General features: G+C 64.8%; 17 protein-coding genes. 7 read left to right on the plus strand and 10 right to left on the minus strand.

Annotation, left to right across the window (positions count from 1 at the left end; all coding sequences use genetic code 11):
* The first annotated feature begins 303 nt into the window (after positions 1-303).
* Positions 304-1,605, plus strand: a complete 1,302-nt coding sequence (locus ACX80M_RS17260; protein WP_252600251.1) for an ammonium transporter — start codon at positions 304-306, stop codon at positions 1,603-1,605.
* A 21-nt stretch (positions 1,606-1,626) separates the two neighbouring features.
* On the opposite strand, the gene ACX80M_RS17265 is transcribed toward ACX80M_RS17260, so the two are convergent.
* Positions 1,627-2,268 (minus strand): PadR family transcriptional regulator, encoded by a 642-nt coding sequence (locus ACX80M_RS17265; protein WP_252600250.1) that lies wholly within the window; start codon positions 2,266-2,268, stop codon positions 1,627-1,629.
* A gap of 228 nt (positions 2,269-2,496) precedes the next feature.
* Here ACX80M_RS17265 and ACX80M_RS17270 point away from each other — a divergent pair, with 228 nt between their 5' ends.
* On the plus strand, positions 2,497-4,866 hold the full coding sequence (locus ACX80M_RS17270; RefSeq protein WP_252609705.1) for a transglycosylase domain-containing protein: 2,370 nt from the start codon (positions 2,497-2,499) through the stop codon (positions 4,864-4,866).
* Between the two features lie 72 nt (positions 4,867-4,938).
* On the opposite strand, the gene ACX80M_RS17275 is transcribed toward ACX80M_RS17270, so the two are convergent.
* A complete protein-coding gene (locus ACX80M_RS17275; RefSeq protein WP_252600248.1) occupies positions 4,939-5,532 on the minus strand; it encodes a DnaJ family domain-containing protein in 594 nt (197 codons plus the stop codon).
* 97 nt (positions 5,533-5,629) lie between these two features.
* A complete protein-coding gene (locus ACX80M_RS17280; protein ID WP_252600247.1) occupies positions 5,630-6,667 on the minus strand; it encodes an Lrp/AsnC family transcriptional regulator in 1,038 nt (345 codons plus the stop codon).
* A 144-nt stretch (positions 6,668-6,811) separates the two neighbouring features.
* On the opposite strand from ACX80M_RS17280, the gene ACX80M_RS17285 reads away from it, so the two are divergent.
* On the plus strand, positions 6,812-8,032 hold the full coding sequence (locus ACX80M_RS17285) for a M20 metallopeptidase family protein (RefSeq protein WP_252600246.1): 1,221 nt from the start codon (positions 6,812-6,814) through the stop codon (positions 8,030-8,032).
* Positions 8,033-8,056: 24 nt separating this feature from the next.
* Positions 8,057-9,349 carry an MFS transporter gene (locus tag ACX80M_RS17290; RefSeq protein ID WP_252570491.1) on the plus strand — a complete coding sequence of 431 codons (1,293 nt, stop codon included), beginning with the start codon at positions 8,057-8,059 and terminating at the stop codon, positions 9,347-9,349.
* A gap of 129 nt (positions 9,350-9,478) precedes the next feature.
* Here the strand turns inward: ACX80M_RS17290 and ACX80M_RS17295 are convergent, their stop codons facing one another.
* Together ACX80M_RS17295 and ACX80M_RS17300 are read right to left on the minus strand one after the other, a co-directional pair.
* Positions 9,479-10,954 carry an MFS transporter gene (locus tag ACX80M_RS17295; protein WP_252600245.1) on the minus strand — a complete coding sequence of 492 codons (1,476 nt, stop codon included), beginning with the start codon at positions 10,952-10,954 and terminating at the stop codon, positions 9,479-9,481.
* Positions 10,955-11,036: 82 nt separating this feature from the next.
* A complete protein-coding gene (locus tag ACX80M_RS17300; protein WP_252600244.1) occupies positions 11,037-11,510 on the minus strand; it encodes a MarR family winged helix-turn-helix transcriptional regulator in 474 nt (157 codons plus the stop codon).
* A gap of 151 nt (positions 11,511-11,661) precedes the next feature.
* Here ACX80M_RS17300 and ACX80M_RS17305 point away from each other — a divergent pair, with 151 nt between their 5' ends.
* On the plus strand, positions 11,662-12,372 hold the full coding sequence (locus ACX80M_RS17305) for a molybdate ABC transporter substrate-binding protein (RefSeq protein ID WP_459310036.1): 711 nt from the start codon (positions 11,662-11,664) through the stop codon (positions 12,370-12,372).
* Between the two features lie 90 nt (positions 12,373-12,462).
* Here ACX80M_RS17305 and ACX80M_RS17310 read toward each other — a convergent pair whose 3' ends face one another.
* Both ACX80M_RS17310 and ACX80M_RS17315 read right to left on the minus strand, forming a co-directional pair.
* Complete coding sequence (locus ACX80M_RS17310) at positions 12,463-12,960, minus strand: SRPBCC family protein (protein WP_252600242.1); 498 nt, start codon at positions 12,958-12,960, stop codon at positions 12,463-12,465.
* Positions 12,961-12,972: 12 nt separating this feature from the next.
* A complete protein-coding gene (locus tag ACX80M_RS17315; RefSeq protein ID WP_252600241.1) occupies positions 12,973-13,305 on the minus strand; it encodes an ArsR/SmtB family transcription factor in 333 nt (110 codons plus the stop codon).
* Positions 13,306-13,488: 183 nt separating this feature from the next.
* Between ACX80M_RS17315 and ACX80M_RS17320 the strand changes: the two genes are divergently transcribed.
* A complete protein-coding gene (locus ACX80M_RS17320) occupies positions 13,489-14,031 on the plus strand; it encodes a TspO/MBR family protein (RefSeq protein ID WP_252600240.1) in 543 nt (180 codons plus the stop codon).
* A 185-nt stretch (positions 14,032-14,216) separates the two neighbouring features.
* Positions 14,217-14,414 (plus strand): hypothetical protein, encoded by a 198-nt coding sequence (locus ACX80M_RS17325; protein ID WP_058931239.1) that lies wholly within the window; start codon positions 14,217-14,219, stop codon positions 14,412-14,414.
* An 86-nt stretch (positions 14,415-14,500) separates the two neighbouring features.
* Here the strand turns inward: ACX80M_RS17325 and ACX80M_RS17330 are convergent, their stop codons facing one another.
* From ACX80M_RS17330 to ACX80M_RS17340, 3 genes are all read right to left on the minus strand, one after another.
* Entirely contained in the window at positions 14,501-15,184 is a 684-nt protein-coding gene (locus ACX80M_RS17330) for a DNA alkylation repair protein (protein WP_252600239.1), read from the minus strand.
* A 72-nt stretch (positions 15,185-15,256) separates the two neighbouring features.
* Positions 15,257-15,904 carry a GNAT family N-acetyltransferase gene (locus ACX80M_RS17335; protein WP_252600238.1) on the minus strand — a complete coding sequence of 216 codons (648 nt, stop codon included), beginning with the start codon at positions 15,902-15,904 and terminating at the stop codon, positions 15,257-15,259.
* Between the two features lie 63 nt (positions 15,905-15,967).
* On the minus strand, positions 15,968-16,147 hold the full coding sequence (locus ACX80M_RS17340) for a hypothetical protein (RefSeq protein ID WP_252600237.1): 180 nt from the start codon (positions 16,145-16,147) through the stop codon (positions 15,968-15,970).
* Between the last annotated feature and the right edge of the window lie 816 nt (positions 16,148-16,963).

Raw genomic sequence — 16,963 nt, forward strand, 5'->3', positions numbered from 1 at the left:
ACTTTCAGGAAACGTTGCCCTTTCAGCGTCCGACGGCGGCTTCTCACCACGTCCGCGGACCGGCGCCCGCCGTCGCTGGCATCGGAGTCTCAGAGCTTCCCGTCCCGGCGCCGTTCAACAGGTCCCGTTTACACGCCGGAAACATCACCGTCATGCGATCTTCACGTAAGCCGCCGGGCCGTAACATATCCGCAACTTAGCGAAGCGCAAACGGAAACACGCGGCGACAAATATTGATCGGGGGGATTGCGCGGGCCAGGTAGGAAAGTCCCCGTACTCAGGATCAATGGAAGGGACCCACCGGTGGAGATCACTGCGCAACACGTCTGGATGATGATCGCGGCGGCAATGGTGCTGCTTATGACACCTGGGCTCGGTCTCTTCTATGGCGGCATGACGCGCGCCAAGGCAGCGCTGAACATGATCATGATGAGCTTCATCTCCGCCGGCATCGTGGGAGTTGTGTGGGTCCTATGGGGATACTCGATGACCACCGGCGAGGGAATCCTGGGCATCTTTGGCAACCCCTTCGCCAACTTCGGGCTGCAGAACCTCATGGGCTCCCCTGACCTCATCAAAGCAGGCTTCAGCGCTACCTTCGCCATCATCACGGTGGCCCTCATCAGCGGGGCCATCGCCGACCGCGCCAAGTTCAGCGCCTGGGCAGTGTTCGTGCCGCTGTGGGTCACGCTGGTTTATTGCCCCTTGGCCTACATGATCTGGGGCGGCGGGCTTATGAGCACCGGCGGAGCCATCACCGAGGCGTTCGGCCAGGTCATCGACTTCGCCGGCGGTGCAGTGGTGGAAATCAGCTCCGGGACGGCCGCCCTGGTCCTGGCGTTGGTGGTTGGCCAGCGCCACGGCTTCGCCAAGGATCCCAGCCACCGCCCGCACAATGTCCCCTTCATCATGCTGGGTGCGGCCATCCTGTGGTTCGGCTGGTTCGGGTTCAATGGCGGTGCCGCCACCACCGCGGAGCAGGCCGGCCTGATCTGGATCAACACCCTGGTCACCCCGGCCGCGGCCATGCTCAGCTGGCTGCTGGCGGAGAAGATCCGCCACGGCCATCCCACGTCCCTGGGCGCAGCCTCCGGTGTTGTTGCCGGCCTGGTGGCCATCACACCGTCCTGCGCCAACATCAGCCCAGTGGCCGCCATCGGCCTGGGCCTGGTGGCCGGTGCGGCCTGCTGCGTGTTTGTTGACCTGAAGTACCGGTTCGGGCTGGACGACTCCCTGGACGTGGTTGGAGTCCACCTCGGCGCCGGGCTCATCGGCACACTCGCCCTGGGCTTCGTCGCACTCCCCGTGGACGGCCAGGGCGGCGGCCTCTTCTACGGCGGCGGTCTCCAGCAACTGACGGCACAGACCGTGGCGGTGGTGGTCACCGTAGTGCTCTCCGGCGGTGTGACCCTGGTGATCGGCCGGGCCATCAACAGGACCATCGGGTTCCGGGTGAGCCACGAGTCCGAGATGGCAGGGGTGGATCTCTCCGAGCATGCCGAGACCGCCTACGCCTTCGGCGGGCTGGGTAGCCACTTCAACCCGCTGGGCCGCGGCGTCACGGCACCTGCTGCCGCTCCCGCCAAGGAAGACACCTTCGCCTGAGGCCACAGGGTTCAAAAGCGCTCAGTCGGCCAGGATCCGGTAGAGCGCGCGGCGGGTTTCGTCGAGCTTTTCCACCGCAGCATTGCGCTGTTCTTCCGTAGCGGCCGTGCGGAACTGATGAATGACCCCCATCAGCTTGCCCACACTCTGGTGGAAGGCGGGTCCGGATCCTTCCGCATCGCTGTTCCACGCGTTCTCCAGTTCCTCCGCATGCTCGGCCACGTAGGCCTTGCCGGCGTCGGTGAGGGTGAAGTCGGTCCGCCGGCCCTCGCTGAGGGGCGCAATGAGGTCCTCGTCCACCAACTGCTGGAGTGTGGGGTAGATCGACCCGGGGCTGGGCCGCCATGCGCCGGATGTTTTCTCCGCGATGGTCTTGATCAGCCCATAACCGTTGGACGGGGCCTCGGCCAGCAGTGACAGGATGGCCCACCGGACGTCCCCCCTGCTTGCCCGCCGGGGACCGGGCCCAAAGCCGGGACCGAACCCTCCGCCAGGTCCAAAACCGGGACCAAATCCGCCCCTTGGGCCAAAGCCCGGGCCAAACCCTCCCCCGCGGTGCCCGTGCGGTCCGCGGCGGCCCCTGCCGCGCTCAAACCGTCCGCGCTCGAACTGTTCCCGCCCGAACGGCGGTTCCAAAAACTTGTCGTCGTGAATGCCTTTCATGGTGGCATCGTCCCTTCGCTGTCTTCTTGAATGCTCTGGCCTTTGTTGATGGTTATCGGTCAACTACTCACCGACACTTAACGATATATCGGTATGTATCGCGTGACAAGACCAGAACACGACTATAGGGACGGAAAATACCGGCTTGGCATCAGTTGGTCCAGGATGTGGATGCAACAGGTGCAGCGGCGTATCCTGTTCACACGTCGCGAGCTTGAGGGCTGAACAATGGCGCAGCAAAAGAAACGCAGGCACCGGTTGGCCTCCACCCTGGGGAGGGTCATCGGATTCTTTGCGGCGAGCGCCATGTGCGGCGTCCTGGCCGCAAGCCTGGTGGTCCCCGCTGTTGCGACTGTCGGTTACGGAGTCAGCACCTCCATCAGCTACTTTGAAAATCTCCCCACGGAACTGATCGTCGCGCCGCCGTCGCAATCCACCAAAGTCCTCACCTCCGACGGCCAGCCGATCGCCACGTTCTATGCCGAGAACCGGATCAAGATCCCCCTGGACCGGATATCCCCCTATGTCCGGGATGCCATCGTGGCCATCGAGGACAGCCGCTTTTATGAGCACCCCGGCATCGACACGCAAGGGATCCTCCGTGCCGCGATCTTCAACCTGACGAATGCGGGCAGGCAGGGCGCCTCCACTATTACCCAGCAGTACGTCACCAACGTGATCAACGAGTCCTTCGTGTCCCAGGACAAGACCGACGAGGTGATCCTCAGCGGCCAGAAGAGCATTGGGGACAAGCTCCGGGAGATGAAGCTGGCCATCGCGCTGGAGAAGAAGTTCAGCAAGGACCAGATCCTCGAGGGCTACCTGAACATCGTGTTCTTCAACCGCGAGGCATACGGAATCGAGGCGGCGGCACGGTATTTCTTCAGCACCACGGCCATGGATCTCACACTGCCGCAAGCCGCCCTGCTGGCCGGGCTGGTCAACAGCCCCAGTTACTACAACCCCGCGGTCAATCCGGAGCAGGCCACAAGCCGCCGGAACCAGGTTCTTGCCGAGATGCTGGCCACAGGCAAGATCACCCAGGCGGACCACGACGCCGCCGCGGCCACGCCCATCGAGCTCAAGCTCAGCCCGGGGAAGCAGGGCTGCGCCCACGCCCAGATGGCACCCTACTTCTGCGACTACATTTCGCGCCTGATCCTGAACAACCCGGCCTACGGCATTACCCTGATCGAGCGCGAGCGGAAGCTGTACAGGGGCGGGCTCACCATCGTCACTACGCTGGACAGCCGGCTCCAGGCGGCGGCCCAGGCGCAGGTGGACGCCACCGCCGGGGCGAATCCCGACCGCTGGGGCGCGTCGCTGGTGTCGATCCAGCCGGGCACCGGGAAAATCCTGGCCATGGCGCAGAACACGGTGTTCCTGCCGGCCGAGGGCAGGTTCGATACGCAACTGAACTTCAACGTGGACTCCCGCGATCCGCAAGGCAATGACCTCAACGGGGCGGGCGGTTTCCAGCCAGGCTCCACCATGAAGCCCTTCACATTCGCCGAGTGGCTGAACGAGGGCAAGCCGCTGACGGGCATGGTGGACGCCTCCCGCCGGGTGTATCCGCTCGGCTTCCCGTGGCGCTCCAGCTGCGGAAAGGTACTCGGCGCCTACAGCACGGCGCAGAACAACCCTGAGCTGGGCGCCGCCGATGACCTGCAGAACGCCGACGAGGGCTACTACCGCGCCATGCCCGTGAACTACGGGCTGTACAACTCAATCAACACGGCCACCTTCGCCTCGGCCACCCAGCTCGATTTCTGCGGCATCCAAAAGATGGTGGACACCGTGGGGCTGCACAGCGGACTCGATGGCGCCCAGATCAACATGCATCAGCTTGGCAATCTCCTCGGGGCAATCGGCGTGGCGCCGGTCCATCTGGCCAATGGTTTCGCCACCTTCGCCAACGACGGCCGGTACTGCTCCCCCATCGCCGTGCTTGAGGTGACGGATGTGTCGGGCGGGAAACTCCCGGGCCAGACCAGCGAGTGCCGCGACGCCGTCAAACCGGAGGTTGCCCGGGGCGTCAACGCAGTCCTCCAGGACGTATTGAAGGTCGGCTCCGGTGTGTGGATTAACCCCAAAATCCATACGCTGATGCCCATTGCCGCCAAGACCGGCACCTCGAACAACAACGGCTCCACCTGGGTGGTGGGCTACACCTCGGGGCTGGCCACAGCGTCCTTCTTCGGCGATGCATTGGAAGGCCAAAACCGCCCCGGCCAGAACGTCACCGTCAACGGCCAGTTCTACCCGCGCCTTGACGGCTACATGATCGCCGGGCCGCAGTGGGTCAACTACATGCTCCAGGCCGCCCCTCTCTACCCGGCGAACCCGTTCCCGGCGCCGCCGGCATCCATGGTGGCTCCGCCGAAGCCGACCCCTGCCCCGGCCGCGCCGAGGCCTGCTCCCGCCCCTGCGCCAGCCCCAGCACCCGCTCCAGCGCCGGCTCCCCCGCCAGCTCCCGCACCCGAGCCACCTCCTGCCCCTGAACCCGCACCCGCCCCGCCTGCTCCGCCAGCACCGCCAGCACCGCCCCAGCTTCCGGACCCTCCGCCTGCGAACGGCTTCCCGGGAGGCAGGCGCTGAGATCCGACGACGGCGGGAGGCGCCGCCGTCGTCCGTTGCCCCCCGTCCGCTCAGCTACTCTCGCCCGCTCAGCTATGTGGTGCCGCGCCAGAGCCGCTGCCACCAGGAGCGCTGCGGCTCCGGTTCAGGCAGGGCGTCCTGTGCGCGGGCGGCACGGCGTTCGTGCCAGCGCGCCACCTCGGCGTCGACGTCCCGCGTTTTGGTGATGACGGGCGGGCCGCCCTGGAGCTGGCGTCGGGCGTCGATCACCCGGGCGTTGAAGTCAGCGAGGATGTCCCGGACCTGCTTTTCGGTGAACTGGGCATCAAGGCGGCCGTCCAGTTCGGCGTCTTCGGTGCGGAGCAGGATGGCTTTGGGGCCCAGCCCGCTGATGTTCTCGCGCTGGATCAGGCCCTTCACCCACCAGTCAGGATCGTAGGCCTCCCCCAGCCCGGGGATGGGCTTGCCGGCGTATTTGAGGTTGTCGAATTTGCCCTGTGCCATGGCGTCCCGGATCAGATACTCCGCCCGCTGGGCATCGTCCACCTTCTTGCGCTTGCCCCGGCCCTTCGCCTCCGCAGCCTCGAGTTCGGCCTCTTCTTCAGCGCTGATCCCCGCACCGCGGTAGGAGCGCACTTCTGCGGCCCGTTCCAGCCGGCGCTTGAAATACCCCGCCCCGCCGCTCATAGAATGCCACCGCCTCCGTGCCTGAATCGGGTCTTTTTTCCAGTATTCAAGCGTCCGCATCTGATTTCAACGGTGCCAATGGCAGCCGCTTGGAAGCTCAGGGGAACCCTACGGACGGCAGCTCCGCGGTTGAGACCACAACGGCGCCGCTCGCCGTCGAATCCGGGTTCAGCATCCAGCCCATCCGCTTGGCGCTGCTCAGGATCACGACGCTCTCCACGAGCTCGATCTGCGGGATGCGTTGCTGGAGGGCCAATTCGGCGTTCATCACATCGGCCAGCGAATTCAGCCACATGAGGATCACAAAATTTGTGCCTCCGGTGGTGGACGCGCTGAACCGGACAGTGCGGAGGCTGCGGAGTTCAGCGGCCGCGGCCTCGTGCTGGCCCGGCGGCACGTTGGCGAACCACTGGCAGCTCACCGGGTAGCCGGAGAGATTCTGGGCAATTTCACAACGGAAGGACAGCAGCCCGCTGGATACCACCCTGTTGAGCTGCCGCTGGACCGTCGCCGGGCTCCGGCCCAGGCTGCGCGCGATGTCCGCTGCGCTCGCTCGCGCGTCCCGCGCCAGGAACGGGATCAGATCCAGGTGGCTGGGCGGCAGTGGCGCCCCGGGTCTCGAGGCTGCCGAACCGGTGACTTCAGGACTGGCAACGGCCGAAAGCGCATTCTGCTTCGCCTTGTCCAAGGTATTGAGCCGCCACGCATGGCCAGCGGAGTGCAGACGGGTACCCAGCGAGGTCCGGTACTTCACCAACCCGCGGATCTCCTTGAACCGCGGAAGGACATGATCCGTGAACCGGGCCAAGGTGGGCGCTATGACCGTCAGCATGAGGTCCCTGTTGCTTGCCGCCTCTTCCACTGTGACCACCTCAGGGATGGCGGCGAGCGCCGCGGTCACCTCCGCGCGCAACCGCATTTCGCAATCCACGCTCACCAGTGCCAGGCACATCTTTTTGGGATCGCCGATCAGGTGGGCCGTCGTCCAGGCCGCCCCCGACAATCTCAGCCTGTCCCAGCGCGCAGCCAGCGTTGTGGCGTGCACTCCCAGCACATTGGCTGCATCCGACCAGCTGATCCGCGGCGCGACCTGCAGCACGTTGATCAGGGCAAGGTCTTCCTCGCTGAGTACCACTTCGCACGCTTCTATCTCTGGTGAATGAATCCTGCCGTATCCATCATACTTTTGATTTTTTTCAGCTATTTCCCAGCCTGTGAACCACATCACCACACAATGGGATCAGGTCGCTGACCAAACGTTCAGAAATTAGGAGAGTAGATGTCAATCACCACCGATGCGAAGGATCTGCAGGCCGACCTTGGCCGGCTGCGTCACGAGCTGCATCAGGAACCGGAGATCGGCCTGGACCTCCCCCGGACCCAGGAAAAAGTCCTCAAGGCGCTCGACGGCCTGCCGTTCGAAATCACCCTGGGCAAGAGCACGACGTCGGTCACGGCCGTCTTGCGCGGCACCGCGCCGCACGCATCGGCAACGAAACCAGCGGTCCTCCTGCGGGCCGACATGGACGGCCTCCCCGTCCAGGAACGCACCGGCGTCCAGTTCGCGTCCAAGATCGACGGCGCCATGCACGCGTGCGGCCACGACCTCCACACCGCCATGCTCGCCGGAGCAGCCACGCTTCTGGCCGAGCGCCGGGACCAGCTGGCCGGCGACGTCGTGCTGATGTTCCAGCCGGGCGAGGAAGGCTTTGACGGGGCGGGCCACATGATCCGCGAAGGCGTGCTGGACGCGGCCGGGCGCCGGGTTGACGCCGCCTATGGGATGCACGTGTTTTCCGCCTTGGAGCCGCATGGCCGGTTCTGCACCAAACCGGGCGTGATGCTGAGCGCCTCGGACGCCCTCACCGTCACGGTTCTGGGCGCCGGCGGCCACGGCTCGGCCCCGCACGCGGCCAAGGACCCCGTCACGGCGGCCGCAGAAATGGTGACAGCCCTGCAGGTCATGATCACCCGCCAGTTCAACATGTTCGATCCCGTGGTCCTGACGGTGGGCGTCCTCCAGGCAGGCACGAAGCGCAACATCATTCCGGAATCGGCGCGCATCGAAGCCACCATCCGAACCTTCTCGGATGCCTCCCGGGAGCGGATGATGACCGCCGCTCCCACGCTGCTGAAGGGCATCGCCGCTGCCCACGGCCTTGAGGTGGACGTCGACTACCGTCACGAGTACCCCCTCACCGTCAACGACGACGACGAAACGCGCACCGCGGAGAAGACCATCGAAAACCTCTTTGGACACTCGCGCCTCACCCGCTGGGCCACCCCGCTCAGTGGATCCGAGGATTTTTCGAGGGTGCTGGCGGAAGTACCCGGGACGTTTATCGGGCTCAGCGCCGTCGCCCCCGGCGCCGACCACACCACCACCGCTTTCAACCACTCCCCATACGCCGCCTTTGACGACGGCGTCCTGTCCGACGGAACTGCTCTTTACACCGAGTTGGCCGTCTCCCGCATCGCAGCCTTGGCTTCGGCCCACTAAAACCCTCAAATCCTGGAGTACACAATGACCACAACTGCAGGCGTCCCAGCAGACGTCCAGGTTCACAAGTCCCACCTGCGCACCCTCGTCGGCACCGGCATCGGCAACGCCGTCGAGTGGTATGACTGGGCCATCTACGCAACGTTCGCGCCTTTTATCGCGAGCGCCCTGTTCAGCAAGGAGGATCCGACGTCGGCCTTCCTCGCCACGCTGGCGATCTTCGCCGTCGGCTTTGTCGCCCGCCCATTCGGCGGCTTCGTGTTCGGCTGGATCGGTGACCGGATCGGCCGCAAGACGTCCATGACGTTCGCCGTCGGGCTCGCTGCTCTGGGCAGCCTGCTGATCGGTATCGCACCGACCTTCGAAGCCGTCGGGGCCTTTGCGTCAGTCATGCTGCTGGTGGCCCGCCTGATCCAAGGCCTTGCCCACGGCGGCGAGCTGCCGTCGTCGCAGACATACCTCTCCGAAATGGCGCCGAAGGAAAAGCGCGGCTTCTGGGCAACGCTCATCTACACCTCCGGCACCGTCGGTATCCTGGCCGGAACCATCCTTGGCGCCACCTTGTCCAACGTCCTGAGCAAGGCTGACATGGGCGCCTGGGGCTGGCGGATCCCGTTCATCATCGGCGGCATCATGGGCCTGTACGCCCTGATCATGAGGGCGCGACTGAAGGAAACTGCGGTCTTCGAGGCAGAATCGCCCAAGGAAAAGCACGAGCCGATGTGGCCGCAGATCTACCGGCACCGCAAGCAGGCCCTGCAGGTTATCGGACTGACCGTCGGCCTGACCGTGGCTTACTACATCTGGGGTATCGTGACGCCCAGCTACGCCGCGTCTGTGCTGAAGATGGACCGCGGAGAGACCCTTTGGGCCAGCGTTATAGCCAATGTACTGTTCATCGCCGCACTTCCGTTCTGGGGCAAGCTGTCGGACCGCATTGGACGCAAGCCCGTCATGATCATGAGCGCCGCCGGCGCCGCGCTGTTCCATTTCCCCATGACCTGGCTGCTGAAGGACTCCCCGTGGCAGCTCACGGTCACCATGTCCGTCATGCTGTTCTTCATCGCAGGAGCGGCCGCGATCGTACCGGCCGTGTACGCCGAGCTGTTCCCCACCAAAATCCGCACCGTTGGTGTGGGCGTCCCCTATTCCATCGCGGTTGCAGCCTTCGGTGGAACGGCACCGTACCTGCAGGCCTGGCTCGGCTCGATTGGGCAAGCCAACCTCTTCAACGTCTATGCGGTACTTCTGCTGGCCGTCAGCATCGCGGTTGTGTTCACCATCCCGGAAACGAAGGGCAAGGACCTGACGCACTGATCTGTTCCAGCCCGGCAAAGCTCCATGGTTGCCACTGTCAGGGCGGCCACAACGACACAAGAGACGCCGACGGCGGGAGGTCCCGCCGTCGGCGTCTTTTGTGTGGGGCGCGTGCCCCGGCGAGGAGACTCAGCCCAGGTGGATGGGCTGGTCCTCGTCGCTGCCGCTGAACGTTTCCCTGGTGATGGTGATCAGCAGGAGTGCGAGCGGCGCGATCAGGATGGCCACGCCGGCGGCCCAGAGGAAGACCGACGAGTAGCCGGCGGAAAGCGCAACCATCTGGCTGCCACCGGCAGCGCCGGCGGCCGCGGTTGCTGCGGCGGCGATGGTGCTGAAGAGGGCGATGCCGAGTGAGCCGCCGATCTGCTGCGAGGCGTTGACCAACGCACTGGCCACGCCGGCGTCATCCTTGTCCACACTGAACAGGGCCAGATTCTGCATGGGCACAAACACCATGCCCAGGCCGATGCCCATCAGGATGAGCGCCGGCAGCATGTTGACCGCATAGGTCCCCTCGGCAGTGACCTGGGTCAGCCAGAGCATGGCCGCCGCCATAAAGGCAGGCCCGACGGCGGTGGGGATTTTCGCACCCAGCTTAGGCAGGTTTTTGGCCACCAGGGCCGCGGTGACGATGAGGACCACCGTCATGGGCAGGGATGCGATCCCGGCGATGAACGGCGCGAAGCCCAGCACGATCTGGATGTAGAAGTTGATGAACAGGATGCCGCCGATGAGAACCGCACCGGAGAGGAACGCCGCCAGGAAGGCCGCCGCCCGGTTGCGTTCCGTCGCCACACGCAGGGGAAGGAGCGGGTGCTTGACCTTCTTTTCGACGGCGACAAACAGCACCAGCAGCACCACACCGGCAAAGATGAAGCCCCGTGCCTCCGGCGCGCCCCAGCCATGCTCGGCATTGGTGAAGCCGTACACCAGAGATCCCAGGCCAAGGGCTGCCAGGACGACACCGGGCCAGTCGTACTTGGCAGGGCCTGCCGCTTTGCTCTCGCGGACCATGTATATCACGCCGACCAGGGCAATGATGGCGATGGGCACGTTCACAAAGAACGTCCAGCGCCATGACATGTAGTCCGTGAGGAACCCGCCCAACAGGACGCCCACCGCCGCACCAACGCCGCTGATGGATCCGAAGATGGCGAAGGCCGTACCGCGGTCCTTGCCGCCGGGGAAGGAAACAGTCAGCAGCGCCAGTGCCGCCGGAGCCAACAGGGCAGCGAAGAGACCCTGCAGCGCACGTGCGCCGATCAGCTCCCAGGCTTCCTGCGCGATGCCGCCGGCCAGCGACGCAATGGCAAAGCCTGCGGCCGCGACGATGAAGGTCCGCTTGCGCCCCCAGAAGTCCGCGACACGTCCGCCGTGCAGCAGGAAGGCGCCGAACACGAGGGCGTAGGCCGTGACCACCCACGACCGTGTGGTGTCGCTGACGCCCATTTCGATCTGCAGGCGCGGCAGCGCCAGGTTCACGATGGTGCCGTCAAGCACCACCATGAACTGTGCCAGGGCCAGGAAGACCAGAGCCCCCCACTGGCCTCTTGGCCTGCCCTCCTGTTTTGCGTCTGGTTCCGCCGTCTGTGTTGCCGCGCCCATTTTTCACCCTTCAAAGTCCTAATACTTATATAAGTATAAGTACTTTCAGGGCGCAGAAAAGACCCGCTTGAGGTGATGTCCGCTACTCGGGCTCGGCGAGGAAGCCGGCAAGACGCTCCAGTGCCGGCAGGCTTGCGGCAAGCTGCTCCCGCTCCGCCGGCAGCAGCCGCGACCCGGCGGATTCCAGCGCCTCTGCCCACGCCGACTCCAGGACGGCCCTGATGCGCTGCGCCTCGGGCGTGGGATGAAGCACCACATACCTCTTGTCGGCCACGTCCCGCGTGCGCGTCACCAGGCCCAGGGCAACGAGCTCCCGCAGTTGCGCGCTCACATTGCTGAGCTGCCTGCCGAGACGGGCGGCCACTTCGGCCACCGTAATGCCGGGGTGGCGTTCGATGACCCGGATGATGTCCAGCAGTCCGCTGGAGAGAGGGAGGACGCCGGTGCCGTCGTGGGATTTCCGGTGCACTTCGAACGAGATGTCGAGGATGGCCACCGCCAGATCCCGGGTCTTGTCGGCATCCGGTTGCTGTTCAGTGCTGCTGAGGCTTGCCATCCTCCAAGCATAGGGGCGATGCGGGACTGCCCTTCAGGGCTACTCCGCGGGCAGGAAGCAGCCATGTCCGGGGCTTAACAAATAACAATGCGCGCTCCCACAAGGTAAGTCTGGTGGGAGCGCGCACTACCCACTACCCTAAAGGACTCCCATGGACTCTCACGCTGCCAGCGAGGACGCCAGGCCCCTCACCCTTTTCTGCGCCTTTGCGCTCAAGCAGGCAGTCCAGGACGTCATCCTTCCGGCATACATTCAGGCCGGCGGGACGCCTGTAGAGGCGGTCTTCGAGCCCACCTTCCGCTTGCTGACGCGGATCGAATCCGGGGCCCGGCCCGACGTCATGGCAGGCATCACCGGATCACTCGCGGACCTCGTCAAAGCCAACATCCTGACGGACCCCAGGCCTGTCGCCCGGACCGGTATCGGTGTGGCAGTTCCGCCGGACGCGCAGATTCCAGACATCAGCACCGTGGAGGCCTTCATCGCCGCCGTGACATCGGCCCGCTCCGTGGCCTATTCCCGGAGCGGCCCCAGCGGCATCTATTTCGCCGGCTTGCTGGAACGGCTGGGGATTGCGGAGCAGGTCAAGGCCCGGGCCACCGTCATTGATGCTGGGCCCACGGCCGTGGCGCTGCTGGACGGCCGGGCCGACATTGCGATCCATCAACTGAGCGAACTGGTCCTCGTTCCGGAGGCGGCAATCGTTGGCCCCCTGCCCGCGGCGGTCCAGGAGTACACGGATTTCTCCACGGCGCTGGGCAGCGAAGCGTCCCGCGTGGCAGGCGCCACGGCGCTCCGCGACTTCCTGCACAGCCCCGGGGCCCTCGCGGCCTACTCGACCAACGGGCTGGAACCCGCCTAGAGCATCAGTACCCAACGCAAAGGGGAGAGTCCGACGGCGGGTCGTCCCGCCGTCGTACTCTCCCCTTTGCGTGAAAAACGTCAGCGTTACTCAGGTCCGGGCGTGTTCCGCGAGCAGGGCATCGATCTGGCCCGCCGCCTCCCGAATGCCCTCTTCCATGCCCATCTGGACCATCTGCTCCATCTGCTCTTCTGACTCGAAGGTGGACCGAACGGTCATCCGGGTGCGGCCGCCGAGGTCTTCGAGGTCAACGGCGGCATGGGTGATTCCCATGGCCTCGTTCGGGGCGCCGTCATCATCCGCGAAGCCGTCGTCGAACTCGAGCTTGCGCGGCGCCTCGATGGCGGTGAAGCGCCACCAGCCGCCGACTTTCTCCCCCTCGGGGCCGGTCATGTAATAGCCGGCCTTCCCGCCGGGCTGGAAGTCGAACGCCTCGAACGTGGCCGGCCAGGTGGGCGGACCCCACCACCGCTCCAGCTGGCGCGGGTCTTCCCAGATCTGCCAGACCTGCTCGACGCCGGCGTCGAACTCGGCCACGAGGGTGAAGCTGAGCGCTTCGAGATTCTTGGTGGAACTGATAACAGGCATTGCAAAACCTTCCTATCCTTCAGCCAGAATGTCTGCGATCCGCCCGGCGCGCTGCCGCCAGATCGCCTCATACTCATCGAGCAGCCGGCGGGCCTTCCGCAGTCCTTCGTGGTCACCCCGCACAATCTGCTCCCTTCCGCGCTTCTCCTTCGTTACCAGGGAAGCCCGCTCCAGCACCGCCACATGCTTCTGGACGGCGGCGAAACTCATGGCGTAGAGGGCGGCGAGGCCGGAGACGGAATACTCCCCCGCCGTCACCCGCCGGACAATGTCCCGCCGCGTGGCGTCCGCGAGCGCCTGGAACAGGCGGTCCACGTCCGCGTCTCTGAGCTGATCTACAACCATTTGGTTGTACGATACTCCCGGGGCGGCAGGGTGTCAAGGCTTGAATGCGTTCCGCGAGGTGGCATTTAACGGCAGTTCCGCCGGTCACTATTGCCGCGAAATGCCATCTGGAAGGGACCCTGACGGAGACCTCCGATGCCTCCGGGTTTGACGCGGGTACCCGCCATTGTCCACAGTGGGTCAGTGCCTGACACTGTCCCCAACGAAGCGCAAGGTCCGGCAGTCCCGGACGGGCCATCCCGATGGCGGCAGATCGCCGCACTGGTCGGCTTCCTCGCGCTTTCCTGGACCGTGTCGTTCTTGGGGTCCCTCCCGATCCGAACGGCTGCCGGCGGCTGGTACGCCCTGGCGGACAAAGCCCCCTGGACGCCTCCCGGGCTGATGTTCACGTCAGTCTGGCTGGTCCTGTACGCGGCAATGGCCGTGGCGGCCTGGCTGGTGTGGCGGCAGCGGCGCCACCCGCGCCGCCGCGCACTCAGGCTCTATAGGCTCCAGCTGGCCTTGAACCTGCTCTGGCCCATGACGTTCTTCGGGCTGTATCCCGCGCTGGGGACCGCGGCGCTCTGGCTGGCCCTGGTTGTCCTCGCCGCCCTCACCTTCGCAGCGGCCCTGACAGTTCTGCGCTTTGGACCCATCAGCCCAACGGCCGGACTGCTGATGCTGCCGAACGTATCGTGGCTGGTGTTTTCGGCGTCCCTGAACCTTTACGCCGCCGTCAGTAACTAAGGCCGGCGCGAGCGTGTAATCGCTCACACTTTGGCCATTTCTGTTGCAAATCTCGGCGGCAAGCATGAACCATGAGATCGGGACCTCGGTCCCGCACTACCAAGATCAGCAATCCTCACCGACGAGGATGCGGCCCCCTCAAGGACGACGCGGAGCCGTTAACTGCATGAGCGAAAGTACTGACAATGACGTTTGAAAACACTGACTCCATCACGCTGAAAATCTGGGACCGGTCTGCGATTGAGCACACCCTTGAGAGCATTGTGCACGACCTCTCAGTGAAGGCGAACACCACCAAATGCCGCATTGCGGTCCAGTGCAGCGGCCCCAACACTTTCACGGTCAGCGTCCGTGGCCAGGAACGTCAGCTCGCCACCGTCTGATCGGTTCACGGCTAAAAAGCAGAAGCGGACGACGGCGGGAGGTTTCCGGCGTCGTCCGCTTCTGTTTTGCTTCCAGGCTGACAGCCTTACGCCCTGGCTTGGCGGCTCACCATCTCGTTGATCCAGATCGGCGCGAATGGCGAGGTGCAGTTCGGCGTCGTCGGGTAGTCCTTGAGGACCTCGAGCCGCTCGCCGATATCGAGCGCCCGGGCCCGGTGCTCTGGATGCTCGATCCCAATGAAGGCCAGGGTGTGGTTCATCGCCCACTGCAGCCGGTCCGGGGCGTCCTTCATCTGGGCCTCGATAGTGTCCAGCAGCCCAGGGAGGTCGAGCCCTGCTGGCTTTTTCGCCACCCGTTCGCTGGTCAGGGCCCAACCGGCGCTGGCGACCACCGGATCCGGGTCAGCCATCCAGGCCACGCGCAGGTCCTCCGCGTGCGGGCTCTTCTTCACGACGTAATTCACGAGCCAGTCGTGGACTTTGGGGGCGCGCGCCTCGCGGAGCATGGTGTCCAGCTCGTCGCGTTCGAAGGCCTTTGGCCGGCAGATCAGCAGCGCCACCAACCTGGCCGGAGTGTCGTTCGTGGACCAGAGCTCGCGCGCGAGTTCCTGCTGCGTCTTCAGCCGCTTCGCGACCGCGCGCAGCTTGGACAGGTTCACGCCGTGGTCGTCGCCGCGCTTCTCGTTCGCCTCGCGCATCTTCGGGTCCTCAAGCACGGCCAGCTCGGCCATCACTTCGCCCAGCAGCCCGGCCGTTATCGTCTCCGACATTGTCACCCTTTCGGTCACCCTTTTGTCGGTTCCAGCCTACGGCTGCCGGCGGGCTTGCAGCAGATGCGACCGTCAGTGGTCCGCGTCAGTTATGCGGCCATTATCGACCGCCGGTGGCCACCCAGGAACCGAGCGGCTCCTCCGCCACTTCCGTGTCCGTGTCCTCGGTCCCGCTGGGCTCAAAGCCGCGGGACTGGTAGTTTGCCAGAGCCGCGGGACTGGTAGTTTGCCAGAGCCGCGGGACTGGTAGTTTGCCAGAGCCGCGGGACCGTCGAGGGTGCAGGTGTGGGCCCAGACGCGGGAGACCGGCGGGAGGTCGAAGCGTTGTGCCAGCGACCATGCGGCCGTGATGGCGTGTTCAAGCAGCCGGCCGCCGAGGCCCCGTCCGATCGCCTGCTCTGAAAGGCCGAAGTACCTGACTTCGACGTGCGTGCCGTCCTCGGCGACGACGGGCTGAAGGTGGACATAGCCCCACGGCACGCCCTTGCCATAGAGGACCCAGACTTCCGTCCCCGGCACCGCGAGCTCCTCGGCCCATTCCTGCCGTGTCCACTCGAGCCGATCCGTCCAGTGCCACGGGCCGCCGACCAGGCCATAGAGGAAACGGGCATACTCCGGAGTGACCCCGTCAGCCCGGTCCAGCCGTGCCTCATCGGGCAACGGGCGCGCCGTCCAGGCGGGCGGCCGGAGCATCTGGAGCGTTGTGGTGGTGACCTTCATTGACAGCTCAAACTTTCGATTTCGATCGTCTGTCAATCCTATTTGAGACCGAAAGTACGGCGACTACTCTTCGCCGGTGTCCCGCGCTTCCAGGTGTCTCGCCATGGCTTCGCAGGCCTGGTTCCAGCGCGCCGTGAGGGCCTGCCGGTTCAACGGTTCGAACATGCTGTTGAGGACTTTCTCGACTGCGTCGTATGCGGCGTCCCGAACGCGCTCCTGCGCCGCTTGGCTGTAATAGTTCATGACAGGGATTCGTTACGGGGACCCCGAAAGATGGTGTTTCACGGCCGGCATGATTTCGGTGGCCAGCAGTTCGATGGAGCAGGCCGTTTCATCGAACGGCAGGCCGCCGAGGCCGATCTGGGCCATATAACGGCTGCTCCCAAGGGCTTCGTGGATTTCGAGGAGTTCTCGGTGACCTGCCTCTGGAGTCATCCGTGAGCCGACGGCAACTTGGGCAACTCCCAGACCCGGGCAAATTCGTCGGCAACAAGGGACCAGACCTCGCGAAGACCATCCTTAACCGAGTCGATCCCATCGGCCAACGGCGGGAAGACGACGAATTCGTGTGGTATGACTATGCCGGCCACGTCCTGCCATCACGAAGGTCTGGGAACCGCAGCGCCACTTTTTCGCCGACGCGGCGACAGACTTCCGACTCACGCCCGACGCCCGACGCCCGACGCCCGACGCCCGAGAAGACTTTGTCGTATTCCGGGAGCGGATTCAAAAATCCCCCGTCTCGGAGAAACCGGAATCCCCAGGGCAATGGTTTGCACCAGGGGAGCTGTTGGATTCGTTATTCGACCACAGCGGCCCCAGTCTCTTCCTGGTCATTGTCAAAGTAACCCCATGATTCGAAGGACTCTGCGCCTCTGTACCCACATGCCGAGCAGATATCCGCCTGGAGCCAACCCTGCTCGCCATCCTGCACCTGGATATCACCGTCAATAACTGGCTCTCCTGACTCTTCCGTGGGCGTTTTGAGCGCGCCTTAACGGACGCACGCCGCTTTCCGTCTATAGGTTTCTGACTGTCTAAGGAAAGAAACTTTTAGAA

It is taken from the genome of Pseudarthrobacter sp. MDT1-22 (assembly GCF_054511035.1).